We start from the raw sequence: 12,597 nt of genomic DNA, 5'->3' as shown, positions 1-12,597 counted from the left end.
CGACCTAAGCGTTCATCCTTCGCTTGTTAGGTCATAGGACCCAGCGCAGCCAGACGAACGGATCAAACATCTTTTTCGATTCGAGATCGGTCATCGTATTCCCGCGCGCGAAAGAGGGGATCGCTGCCGCGCCATCGCCGGCGCCCCGCAGATAGCTATAGCTGTCGGCGCGTGCAAAAGCCGGAGTCAGGCCCTCCTGCTGTGAGGGATATTCCTTCGCCCGCCTTGCCGGAACGGAGGCATAGGCCCCTTCGACGGCCTTCTCCGGCACGTCTTCGGGGATATTGTCGGGCATGGCATCACCGACGCAGGCCGCGTCACCATATTCGGCTTCCCCGTCATAGTATTGCGGCGCAGCGTATTCCGGCTGATCCACATAGACGGGCTCAGCCGGCGCAGCCTCCTCACCCTCGCCGAATTCCTGTTCGGATTCCTGCTGCAGAATTTCGCGGGTTACGGTGCTCGCCTGCCGCGCCAGAGTCTGCACACCGCTCTTCTCCCGGTCCAACGCCACGGCAAGAATCGTATCGACATCGATGATGCGCCGGCCTTCTGCAAAGGCGTAGACAAGGGCCATGTCGCAGATGGAATTTATCGTGCGCGGCACGCCTGCGGTGAAATAGTAAACGGCCGCCATGGCGAGGCTGTCGAAAATCGCCCGCTGCGCCCCGGCCACGGCGAGGCGGTGCTTGATATAAGTGCAGGTCTCGCGGTAGGTAAGCGCAGTCAGGTGGTAATGGACCGAGATGCGTTGGGCGAATTGATGCAGACTCGGCTGTTTCAGCTTTTCCAAGAGCTGCGGTTGCCCCACCAGGATGATCTGCAGGGTCTGGCCGTTGATATCGATATTCGACAGCAGCCGCAATTCCTCCAGGGCCCCGGCGGTGAGGTTTTGCGCTTCATCGACAATCAGGACGACCTGATGGCCGCGATTGTACTGCAGCTCGATATACTTGGTGAAAACCTTGTAGCGTTCGGCCTTATTGGTCGCTTCCGTCTCGATATTAAGCGCCTGAAAGACCCACTGCAGGATGTCGCCGAAGGCTACATGGGTATTGGATATCACACCCAGGATTGACATGTGGTCGGCGCGGCTGAGGAAGTGCCGGATCAACGTGGTCTTGCCGGCGCCGATATCGCCGGTGACGACGACGAAGCCCGCCTGGCCCGTCAGGCCGTATTCCAGCATGCTGAGCGCCAATTTGTGCTTCGAGCTTAGATAGAGAAAATGCGGGTCCGGCCGCAGCGTGAAGGGACGCTCAATAAGACCGAAAAAGGACTCATACATGTTAAATCACCGTTTTCAGTGGCGAATAAGATCGTCACGCATCAGCGCCATACCCTGCGCATCAATCGTCCGGGCGCATCACCGCCAGCCCTCACTGGGCGGCATTCAATACCGTTCCGATCAGGCTGTGATTGGCGAGCAGATGCAGCGCACGGCTGAGATCCGATGTGCGCGTCGCTCCGTCCCGCACCACCAACAACGTCGCCTCAATCGCCGGCAGGAAGCTGATCGTGTCGCTGACCGTCAAGACCGGCGGCAGGTCATAGATGATGAGCCGGTTGGGATACCGGGTCTTCAGCTCCCAGACCAGTTGCAGCATATTCGAGGAGGCCAGCAGCTCGGCTGAATTTCCCATCCGGGTTTTCGCCGGCAGGATCGAGAGACGCTCGATCCCCGGATTGATCAGGCAATCGGTGATGGTCGCCGTTCCCATCAGGTAATCTTCTAGTCCATTGGTCGGCTCGATGCCCAGGCATTCCGCGACGCCCGGTTCACGGAGATCGGCATCGACCAGCAGGACGGTCTTGTTTTCATCCATCGCCGTCGCTATGGCGAGATTGACCGCCGTCAGGGTCTTTCCTTCATCCGGATTGGCGCTGGTGATCCCGATCGTGGTCTTGCCTTCGTGATGCAAGGCCTGCAGCACCTGCGCCCGCAAGGTACGATAGACATCCGTCAATGGGTGCTGAAACTGGGCGGCGACCACACGATTTCTTTCCAGGATTTCCGGCACGAGATGATCCGTTCTGGTTTGAGTGTAGGAAAAGGAAGCGGATTCCCGCCCCCTGCCCATCGCATGCCTGAAGAACCCGCGGGCCGCGTTTTGTCCTTGTTCTTTCGCCTTCCGAAGAGCTTGCTCGACCTGCTCCATAAGTTCGCTCCATCATGCGAATAAGGTGACGTGACCTGTCTTAGAAAATTCCGAGCCATCCCATGATGTTCGCCCAGATGATGTTCAGCGGGGCGACGAAGAGATCCAAGTAGCTGAGGATGACAGCGAAGGTGACGACGACAAGGACAAAGCTTGACAATGTCGTCATGCGGCTGTGGCGGCGATCCGCTTTCGAATAGATGACCGGCACAACCGCAAAAGGCGCGCCGCCGGCAAGCCGGGTCAATTGACGCGAACCGTTGACGCGCCCCGCCATGATATCCGAGACGATGCCAAACCCGATCCCGGCCACAACTGCCATGAGCAGGCCGGCCGCGAGCAGCAAGACACGGTCGGGCTTGATCGGCGCGACCGGCTTCAACGGCGGCTCGATCAATGAAAGTTTGGTCACCATTTGCTCGGCTTCGAGATTACGGGCAATTTCCGCTTCATCTTCCTTGCTTTTGACTTCCATGTACTGCGTGACGGAAGCGTCATAATCGCGCTTCAAGGCATCGTAATCGCGCTCCAAGGCGCGGCTCTTGATCAGCCGATCCTCGATCTCCGCGCTCTTGGCCTGGGCATCCCGCAATTGCTGCTCAACCGCATTGATCTCGCTGCCGATGCTGGCAATCTGCGTCTGGGTTTGCAGATAGACCGGATTGCTGGGCAGCCGGCCCGACCGGCCCGACGTGTTCATCCGACTCTTGGTCGCCTGGATCTGCCGGTTCAGCTTAACCACATCGGGATGCTTGGCACCGTAGCGTTGCATCGCTGCATCACGCTGCGTTTCCAATTGCTGGAGTTGGGTGGCCAGTACGTCAGCATTTCCTCCATCGCTCACACCGGCGGCAACCAGGTTATCGATCTGGCGCTTCATTGCCACGACATCGGGATGCTGCGTGCCATATCGTGCGCTTGCCTGAGCATATTGGCTGCGCAACATGGCCAGTTGCGTATCGGGAGACATGAGGGAAGGATCGACGACCCTGATCTGTGCCACTGGATCCGTCAGCGAAAGCTGCGACTGCAACAGGCCCTGCCGGTCGCGCAAGGCACGCACTTGCTGGGTCAGTTCAAGAACCTGGCTTTGAGTCCGGTCCAGGAGCTGCATATTGGCCACCTGGTCGTCCGGAAGGAAGCCGGCATGATCCTCCTTGAACTTGCCAAGCGCTGAACCCAAGCGCTGCATATTCAGTTGCAGCCGCCGGCTCTGACCGCTGAAGAACCCCGCGGTCGCGGCAGCTTGTTCATCGCGGCTGCGCTGATTTTCCGCCAGATAGAGATTGACCAGCTCGCTGGTAACCTGCTGCGCCATCTCTGGCGAGCTGCCGTCGAAAGACAAAGTAAAGGCGATTGCTGCCCGCGCTGCCCGTCCGCTCTTGGCATCGATGGCATCGGCACTGACGACATCCATATGGATCTTCGTCCGCATCATGTCGACAATCAGATCCAGCGGCTGCGAAAGACGCATGTCCGAATAAAGGTTAAGCTTATTGATCACCGTGATGAGGGTTTGCGTCGTGAGCACGCGTTGCTGAATCGCCTGTAACTGCTCATCGGCGAAATTGCCGGGATTGGACTTGAAGAATTCATCGGCCGCATCGGGTTCCTCGATCAGGATCGTCGCCGATGAGCGATAGGTCGCCGGCCATAAGATGACGGTCAGTATCGCCAGACCGAAAACTCCAATGCCGACCAGTAGCATGCGGTATTTGCGGCGTGTGAAGATTGCGAAATAGTCGTTGAATACAGGTACATCATCGCTAGGAATGTCAGTCATTTCAGGAACGCTCCGATGGGCACCCACATGCCCCCAAGTTGTTTCGCACAAAGCCCGTCAATCACTTGGACAGCCGTCCCCATTCACCTTCCCGAGAAGGCGGGTGGCGGATTTCAAACTGTCCGGCATACGGCTACCTACGTCGCCCGCAAAGTCTTTTTGAATCCCTACTGGTCTAGGGTTGCCTCCTGCGGTGTTCAAAGAGTGCCAGGACGATGAGACTGATCGTCAGAAGCGACAACGCCATCGGCGCCCGCGGCGCAGTCGATGGATTGGCGCGGAATGTCCGCCGATCGCGGCTCTTGAAATCCACGGCCATCGTGTTGGCCGCCAAATGCATGAAGGTCGCGCCGGCAGGCATGGCTCGTTCCAACGGTCTCCCGGACTCACGCGATGTTGTCGCATTGCCGCCATCTGCGGGATCGTCTGGTGCGATCTTTTGCGATGTGGCTACATCAGCTGTCGCAACATGTGCCATGGTTGTGTCGAGCCAGGCTGACCTTGCAAGCTCATCGCTGGCGATGGCCTCACCGGCGATGCGCTCGATAGGCGCCGGCTGGTTGATCGCCTCGCTTCGGTCAGTCACACCTGCCGACTGCGCCTTCGCCTCCCCACTTAGGAAAAGAAGAGCAAGCATGAAGAGAAGAGCAAACGATGCACTTGACCTCATGTCATCCTCCCTTCGATCATGCTTCTCAAGAGAAAGCGGCATTTCGCGATACAGCGACCAAATTAAGGTCGGAAAATATTTCACCAAACCACTTCAATTTTGTAATAAATCAGAAACAGGAGGCTATGTAGCTCCAAACACACTGTCATCATCTGGATGGATGATGCCGCATATTTTGTTTTGCAGTATCTCACATCGACGCGGAGATGATGTTTGGGGCAGCGCGAATAAGATGAGCATTGCGTCTCACATCAGGCATCAAAACAAAGCTCTCTTTGGTCGCATTGTCCTCGATAACCAGACCTTCGAACAGCCAAGCGAACAATGCAGAGTGAAACAGCACTGCCAGTCGTGATTTCTAGGCGAGATCAAATGAGTTTGTTGTCGTAGACGTAGTTGGCAATTCATCTGCACCTTTCACGGTAGATGCGAATGCCATCACCTCCGGGGCAACACAGTGATCAGCAGTTGTGGGTACAACCGCGCAAGTCGATCAAGCATGAGCTCACCCGTTTCTTTTCTATCCTATTGCTGCCGGCACCGGAAACAATCGAACGAGCAATGACACAGAGATCGTCTGATTCAGAAATGTCACGGCGTCATTTTCTCCAGCTAGCCACGGCGTCGATGACGAGTCTGGCGCTTTTGGAAAGTGGAAGCGATGCGGCCTTCGGCGAGAGCGCGGAAGCGGCGCCGGCATTGCATTACCTGAAATCGATAACCGATCCGAAATTTGGGAGTAAAGTCGTAAAGGTGACGGAGCCCCTCGGCCCGGTACCGGGTTTGAATCTCACCTGGGGCAAGGTCGCACGTCATCATTATTCGATCGATCAGGCCTGGAATGCGGACCAGACATTGCTCGTTCTGGATCGCGGCACGAAGCCACGCGTCTATCTCGACGGCAAGACTTATAAACCGCTCATGGCACGGCCAGATCCTGGTGAAATTCGCTGGCACCCCAGACAGGCCGATTTCATGATCTTTGTCTCAGCGAAGGGTGTCGGTCTGTGGCACGTCAGAAAGAACGAGACTCATGTCGTCAATCCCCTCAGCGGCTATCGCGGCGCCAATTTCGGCGACCACAAAGGCAACCCGTCCGATGATGGCAAAATGATCGCCCTCACCGCGGAACGCGACGACGGCAAGAATGTCGTTTTTGTCGTCAATCTGGAGACGGGCGAGAAGCTGGCCGATATCGACATGAGCAGCGAGCATAAGATGGGCCACACATCGGTATCTCCGAAAGGCGCGCTGATCGTTGCTCATTCCTGGCGCAGCGCAGATGCAACGAGCTATCACCGGCGGGTGTTCACGCTAGATGGCAAACTGCTGCAGACCTGGACGGAATACGAAAGGCCCGGCCACGGGGATTTCACGATCGACAATAACGGCGATGAGGTCTTTGTCGGGCGCAGCAAATCCGATCCCGAGCGCTGGCAGATCATCAAGCGCCGGCTGGCCGATGGCCATGTCACCATTCTCTCGCCACCTTGCTTCGCCAGCCATGTCTCGGCCCGCAATACCCGTGAGCCCGGCTGGATCTTCGCGACTTTCGCCAAGGGCAACGCACGCCCGACATTCGCGCCCTATAAAAGCGAGATCACGGCGCTTGCGATTGATGGCAGCCAGCGGGTGCGCCGTCTGGTGCAAACCCATGCCGTGACGAATGGCTATCTGACGGAGCCGCATGGCTCGTCCTCGCCGGACGGGCGGCGCGTCATCTTCGCCAGCAATTGGGGAATTAAGGACGGCCCCATCGCGGCTTACGTCGCGGAATTTTCCTGAGCCTATCGGAAGGAGGGGATCACAAAACATGGCACGTCGGATCGATCAGCTCCTCAGCGCGACCGCAACCGACCGTGGTGGCCGGCGTGGTGTCGTCGGGGCGTCATTTTTCAGCATGTCGACCCGGCTCGCACAGGTCTCGTTGCAGTTCCTGACGATTATCATATTGGCGCGTTTCCTGGTCCCCGCCGACTTCGGCATATATGGCATGGTGACGCCGCTCATTGCTTTCTTTCTGGTTCTGCGCGATGCCGGACTCGGCATTGCAACATTGCAATCGGCCACCCTCTCGGAACGGCAAGCGTCGACCCTCTTTTACGCCAATATGCTTGTCGGTATTGTTCTTGGCGGTCTCTTTGTCTTGTCGGCTCCGGCCGTTGCCTACTTTTATAATGAGAGCCGGCTGACCGACCTCATTCGTGCATTCACCATCCTCTTTTTGTTCAGCGGCATCCGCGTCCAGTTGGAAGCGCTGGTCTATCGTGGCTTTCGCTTCCAGGCGGTTTTCGTCATGGAGATCGCAGCTTCGTCCATCGCCCTTTTCGTAAGCGCGGCGATTGCGATAGGCGGCTTCGGCTATTGGGCCCTTTGTGTGCGCCAGCTCGCTTACGAGGTGGTTTACACGAGTTCGCTTCTCATCTATGTCCGCTGGTTCCCACGCTTCTTCTCGATGGATATCGGCACACGGTCCTTATTCAAATTCGGCGTGAGTGCAGCCGTATCGAACTTCATCGTCTATTTTTTGCGCAATATCGATAACGTTCTGATCGGCTGGCGCCTCGGTCCCGCCGCTCTAGGGCCATATGCTTTGGCCTATCGCACGGTTCTTTTACCGATCCAACAAGTCGTAACGCCCCTATCGCGCGTTTTCATTCCCCATCTGAGCCAGCAACGGGAGGATCCCGCCGGCTTTGCGAAATCTTATAGTAACGCGCTCAAGGTCATGATGTTTCTTGTCGGCCCACCTTTATGCGCGGCCATCGTCTGTACGAACGAGGCGATTCAGATCCTGCTGGGCCCGAAATGGCGCGAAGCTGTTCCCATCATTCAATGTCTGATCCCTGCCGGCATTCTTCAGGTGGCCTATCTTTCGGCTGGCTGGATCAATTTCGCGCGGGGGCGTGCCGATCGCCAATTGTGGTGGAGCGCTCTTTCGCTGCCTGTCGTCGTCGGTGGCTTCGTCATCGGCCTGAACTGGGGGCCTATCGGCGTGGCAGCCAGCTATTCGATCTCCAATACAATCCTGCTGGTGCCGCTATTTGCCTATGCCATCCGGGATACTGCGATTACCCCTCAACTCATGCTGCGGGCTGTCGCACCTGCGGCTGCCAATTCCGCGATTGTTGTCGCCTTGGGATATTGGGTTCGCAGCACCGCTCACATCTTCAATCTCTCCGACGGCCTCCTTCTCATTGCCGTCGGACTTTTGACCGTGCTGACGATGGCGCTCTTCAGCCCGCTCGTTTTCGGGCTGCACAACCTCTTAAAAATGGCTTCGAAAGTGAAAGGCCGCCTCAGCGCGGAGAAACAACCGGTCTAGCGGCGCGACATGGCTCTGGGACGCCTCATTTGAATTTCCCAGGATGGAATAAGCCACTGACCGCCAACTTTTGTTATCATTCCATGGGCTCGGCCTCCTCGCCTGGATAAGCGCCCCGCCGCGGCTTCTCGAGCATATAAATATAATAATCGGTGCCATATTTCCGCGGCACGACCCTGACTTGCTCGACAGTTCGCAAATTCTTTTCCCGAAAGATCCGGTGAATGGCCGATTTCTCGTGAACTCTCAGGCCCGTCTGAGTGAAGGCTTTATATATTCGGACGGCTATTTGCAGGAAGAATTGTCCCAGTTCCTGCAGCTTGAGGAAGCTCAACTCTTCCAAGGGCGTGTAGTGGCGGATGCCGACAATGAGGTGCCCGCCGGTAACGCGAACCAATTCCTTAAGTGCCTCTCTCGCACCGGCAGTATCCACCCAGTTGAGAAAGCAAATGCAAACACCGATATCGAAACTATCCGCCTTTGCGTCTATGTGCCGGATGTCGCCTATAAGTAGCGGCATGTCCAGCCCTAATTTCTCCGCCTTCCGCGCGGCGATTGCAGTCATGTCCGGCGAAATATCCATTCCCGTTGCCTTCAGTCGAAGTGCGGCATAGGCGGGTATGAAACGACCAGTACCGACGGGAATGTCAATGACGGTCGTGCCCCGGTGAAAAGCCCGCCAACAGACGCTCGACCACCTGTTGTTCAGCCTTCCACTTGCTCAAGCGAGAGCGGTCGCTTTCGTATGTCTCCGCGGCCGCGCCGAGGTAGCTTTTCGCCAACTGATCGTATTTCATGGCCCTCCGAGGGGATTGCGCCGATCGTGGCAGTTAGGGACTATCGCAATCTATGCCATTAAATCCGTGCGGCTTTGAATTTGTTTGCCGTGAACCCGGTTTTGGAGAAGCGCCGAAGCAATTTCCCGGGCGGCTTCTTCGGGTGGTACATCAACATTTTCGACCTTTAAGATATGTCCGCCGGAATCGTCGGAATCGGCCAATTCCCGGACCAGCTTCACGAGATCGGCGACGGTATGGGCGGCAGCTTCCCATTGCCTTTCCAAATCACGCCATGGTCGATCGGTGAGTCGGCTGCCGTTTGAATTGCGTGTCGAAGCGCGTATATGCGCGATTTTTATATCCGTGTGGATATTGGCAATCAAAGCACGCCGGATACCGGTTGCCAGAAGTAGGTCTTTCCAGAGCTCCGGCGAAAACGGCTGTGTGGCTGTAAGCTGAACAGACCAGATTGCCTGTAGCAGGCCTTGATCGACGATGACGGTCGTCCCCTGGCGCCGCTCGCCTTCCGCGATCAGGGCGATGACAGTCCACAGGTTCCAGCTCACCTTGGCGAGATCCCATACGGTCTCCTGCCCGCTCTGCCGCGCATACCGGAAGGACCGGCGATAGAGGTCGCGGCATGACCAGGCATTTCGGGCGACCACCCAAAAGCGGCGGCCATGCCGGCGGAAAAACGGGGCCGTATCGGCAAGGATGCTGGTTCTCGAGACGGTCTGCAGGCCGCACAACTTCAGCTCGGCTTCCAGGCAGGTCGCTATGGTTGATTTCCCACTGCCCGGTAAACCGACAAATTCAACAAATTTGATGAGCCCGAATGCTGGCGGTTTTGGACTCAAAGCTTTTCCCAAATGAGTTTGAAGAGTGATCTCGAAACAGTGTCGAGATCATTACCGGCATCCACGACTTGAATCAGCGGGTCGATCTTCCTCAGTTCGGTCATGAGATCGATACGCTTCTCGAATTCGCCCTGCTGCAGCTCTCCCGGTTTTCTTGCCGCCGACACCGCATAATCGGCCACGAGCTGGATTGCGACATCGGGGCGGTAGCGGTTCATCCTCTCATAGAGCGACAACTCCCACTTCCGGACCCAGGTCCGGGAGCGGTTATCCTGCCGGGTCGGACCATCCAGAAAGCCGTGGCCGAGCGATTGTGGCCAACGATCACAGAACACGATGAAGCCGCAAGCCGCTTTTCGCCGCGCCTTGCAGACGGAATTGTAACGCTCGAGAGCAGTAAGCACACCCCAAAACTGGAGCAGATAGCTACCGATGCGCTTTTTGATCGATGGCCGCCGTTCCCTGAGACCGTCTCCATCGAGGAATATATCTCTGATCTTCGATCGCCGGCGGATATAGAACAGCCGGATCAACCGCCGGAGCCACCACCCTTGCCCGTCACCGCTGCCGAGATAAAGCCCGAGGCAGCTGAACTTGAACGCGAAGATATCCCGCATCCTTTTGACCTGGGTCGATTTGCCCATCCCATCCGGGCCGATGATGGCGACGACAAGACCGCCCGTCACCGGGCAACGACGATCGATACTGATGCCGGGAAAGAGGCGATTCGCAAAGCGGGTGCCGAGATATCTGCCGCCGTTCAAGGCATTACGCAGCCAATCGGCCGGCACGCTCAAAGCCGGCGCCGCGTTGCCTTGGCGGATCACCTGGCGCAGATCAGACAGCTCCCGCCGGTTCACCCAGATGGCACCGTCTTCCTTCTTCACATGGCACCGGAAATTCTCCGGGCCGAAAGCGAAGCTGACGGTCGCCATCTCCGGTCCGCCGGGCACGAAAAGAAGTTCGTCGATTTCCGTCTTCCAGGTGCCTTGTAATTTCTTCCATGTACCGAAGCCTAGGCTGGTTGTCCTGAAGGCGATGCGCGAAAGGGTGATCCGCGCTTCATCCATGAAGGAAACGACCGGTATCGAACAATCGCTGAAGGTCAACACACGCCAGTCCTGGATATCGGCGTAGTTATAGAGGCAGTGCCTTTTTCCGAATTTCCCGCCCAGGCGGATGCTGCTATGCACGTCGAGATGCAGATATTTGCATCTTTCGAAATCGGGAATGAACCAGTCTTCTCGTCCCGAGGACGTGAGGCTCGGATGGTTTACCGAGCGGATCCCCTCGAACTGTGAAGCGATCTGGCAAAAGGACCGGTAATCCTCCCGGGCGATGAGGATATCCATATCCTGCATGCCGGAGACTGCCTCCGCCGTGTTGCGGGAGCTTTTGAAGATACCGTAGCGAATGCCCTCTTCATTGAGGGTCCTGAACAAACGCGATGCAACCGACAAGACCGGATCGTGTGGTTCCCTGCGATATTCCATTTATCAGCATTTCCTGGGCGTCAATGTTTCCTGGCCTCTTATGCTCTCATGCGGAGAGAGTCTGGGCATGAACGACTTCGGCATTGCTGAAGACCGTGACGGTATCAGCTCCATTGGTGAAGGTATAGGCGGCCATCCCGGAGACGGAGATACCCGCCGCCACAGCGGTGGCGCCGAGCGTCGGATTGGCCGTCGTTGCCGTCCAGCCGCCGGCGGTATCGATGTTCAGCGTGTCCGGGCTGCTGCTGCCCATATCGGCGACGAACTGGTGATCCGCCGTGTCGGACAGAACATCGTTGAGGCTTAAGGTGAGCACATCCTTGCCGCTACCGGTCTGGATGCGCTCGACATTGGCGAAAGCCGGCCCCCGCATATCGATCGTATCGGCACTGATGAGGGCAGCATCGACCGTGTCGAAGCCGGCACCACCATCGAACGTATCGCTGCTGTCCCATTTCAGCGTGTCGTTGCCGGCATCGCCGAACAGGTGATCGGTGCCGGCGCCGCCGGTGATGGTATCGTTACCGTCGCCGCCATGTATCGTGTCATCACCGTCGCCGCCTTGCAGGACGTTAGCCAGGGTATTGCCGGTAATCGTATCGTTGAAGGCCGAACCGGTGACATTCTCCAGATTGAGAAGACTGTCGGTTCCCTCACCCGTCGCCGTGCCCTGCGCCAGATCGGCGGTAATGGCCGAAGCGGCGGCGTGGTAATCCATCGTATCGGTGCCGGTTCCGCCATCCAGCACATCATTGCCGAGCCCGCCGCTGAGTGTATCGGAACCGGTGCCGCCATTCAGCGTTTCATTGCCGCTCCCGCCATTCAGTACGTCATTGCCGGCATCGCCGAAGATCGTGGTGTGCAGCGTACCCCCGGTGATGGTGTCATTGCCATCACCGCCATGGAATGTTTGGGTGGCATCGTAGCCGGCATGGGTGGCGGCGGCCGCATCGACAGGCAATGTCACGATGTCGTTGCCGGCCAGCGCGTTATATTGCGTGCCAGGCGCATAGTCCGCCGCGGAAACCGTGCTGAAATCGATGATATCGTCGAGCGCCGTGAACAATGGCGGCAAGGGCGAGATATATTGGACCACCTCGGCATTACTGAAGACAGTGACCGTGTCGGCACCGTTGGTGAAGGTATAAGCGGTCATGCCGGTCACGGATATCCCCGCCGCCACCGCGGTCGGACCGAGCGTCGGATTGGCGGTGGTCGCCGTCCAACCGCCGACCAGGTCGATTTTCAATGTATCCGGACTGCTGCTACCCAGATCGGCAATGAATTGCCGGTCCGCGGTCTCGGCCAGGACTTCACTCAAGCTCAGCGTCACGACATCCTGGCCGCTGGCGGTCATAATCCGCTCGACGTTCTTGAAGCCGGTGCCGCGCAGATCAATCGTGTCGCTGGTGGTGAGCCGCGCATCGATCGTGTCGAAACCGACCCCGCCATCAAAGCTGTCGGCGCTGTCCCATTTCAGCGTATCGTTGCCGGCATCACCGAAGGCCGTATCGGTGCCATCGCCACCGGT

General features: G+C 57.6%; 11 protein-coding genes. 2 read left to right on the top strand and 9 right to left on the bottom strand.

All coding sequences use genetic code 11. From position 1 onward, the window contains the following. Positions 1-31 precede the first annotated feature (31 nt). The 4 genes from SMD27_RS22610 to SMD27_RS22595 form a co-directional block, all read right to left on the bottom strand. Positions 32-1,288, bottom strand: coding sequence for an ExeA family protein (locus tag SMD27_RS22610; protein ID WP_320510720.1), 1,257 nt, complete (start codon positions 1,286-1,288; stop codon positions 32-34). A 91-nt stretch (positions 1,289-1,379) separates the two neighbouring features. Continuing rightward, positions 1,380-2,021 (bottom strand): CpsD/CapB family tyrosine-protein kinase, encoded by a 642-nt coding sequence (locus tag SMD27_RS22605; protein ID WP_320510719.1) that lies wholly within the window; start codon positions 2,019-2,021, stop codon positions 1,380-1,382. A gap of 178 nt (positions 2,022-2,199) precedes the next feature. Further along, a complete protein-coding gene (locus SMD27_RS22600) occupies positions 2,200-3,942 on the bottom strand; it encodes a GumC family protein (RefSeq protein ID WP_320510718.1) in 1,743 nt (580 codons plus the stop codon). 175 nt (positions 3,943-4,117) lie between these two features. After that, positions 4,118-4,696 carry a hypothetical protein gene (locus SMD27_RS22595; protein ID WP_320510717.1) on the bottom strand — a complete coding sequence of 193 codons (579 nt, stop codon included), beginning with the start codon at positions 4,694-4,696 and terminating at the stop codon, positions 4,118-4,120. Between the two features lie 504 nt (positions 4,697-5,200). Here SMD27_RS22595 and SMD27_RS22590 point away from each other — a divergent pair. Both SMD27_RS22590 and SMD27_RS22585 read left to right on the top strand, forming a co-directional pair. Continuing rightward, on the top strand, positions 5,201-6,397 hold the full coding sequence (locus SMD27_RS22590) for a hypothetical protein (RefSeq protein ID WP_320510716.1): 1,197 nt from the start codon (positions 5,201-5,203) through the stop codon (positions 6,395-6,397). Positions 6,398-6,425: 28 nt separating this feature from the next. Then, complete coding sequence (locus tag SMD27_RS22585; protein ID WP_320510715.1) at positions 6,426-7,937, top strand: lipopolysaccharide biosynthesis protein; 1,512 nt, start codon at positions 6,426-6,428, stop codon at positions 7,935-7,937. A 76-nt stretch (positions 7,938-8,013) separates the two neighbouring features. Here SMD27_RS22585 and SMD27_RS22580 read toward each other — a convergent pair whose 3' ends face one another. The 5 genes from SMD27_RS22580 to SMD27_RS22560 all read right to left on the bottom strand — a co-directional run. After that, positions 8,014-8,583, bottom strand: a complete 570-nt coding sequence (locus tag SMD27_RS22580; protein WP_320510781.1) for a class I SAM-dependent methyltransferase — start codon at positions 8,581-8,583, stop codon at positions 8,014-8,016. Position 8,584: 1 nt separating this feature from the next. Then, positions 8,585-8,734 (bottom strand): hypothetical protein, encoded by a 150-nt coding sequence (locus tag SMD27_RS22575; protein ID WP_320510714.1) that lies wholly within the window; start codon positions 8,732-8,734, stop codon positions 8,585-8,587. Positions 8,735-8,784: 50 nt separating this feature from the next. Beyond that, a complete protein-coding gene (locus SMD27_RS22570; RefSeq protein WP_379991248.1) occupies positions 8,785-9,465 on the bottom strand; it encodes a hypothetical protein in 681 nt (226 codons plus the stop codon). Positions 9,466-9,569: 104 nt separating this feature from the next. After that, positions 9,570-11,066, bottom strand: a complete 1,497-nt coding sequence (locus SMD27_RS22565; protein ID WP_320510712.1) for a nucleoside/nucleotide kinase family protein — start codon at positions 11,064-11,066, stop codon at positions 9,570-9,572. Between the two features lie 46 nt (positions 11,067-11,112). After that, the coding region (locus SMD27_RS22560) for a calcium-binding protein (RefSeq protein ID WP_320510711.1) at positions 11,113-12,597 on the bottom strand (1,485 nt) is incomplete at its 5' end.

The sequence above is a fragment of the Dongia soli genome (assembly GCF_034044715.1).
GTDB lineage: Bacteria > Pseudomonadota > Alphaproteobacteria > Dongiales > Dongiaceae > Dongia_B > Dongia_B soli.
Note: the sequence above shows the minus strand (reverse complement) of the source record. Positions and strands in the feature narration are given on the sequence as shown.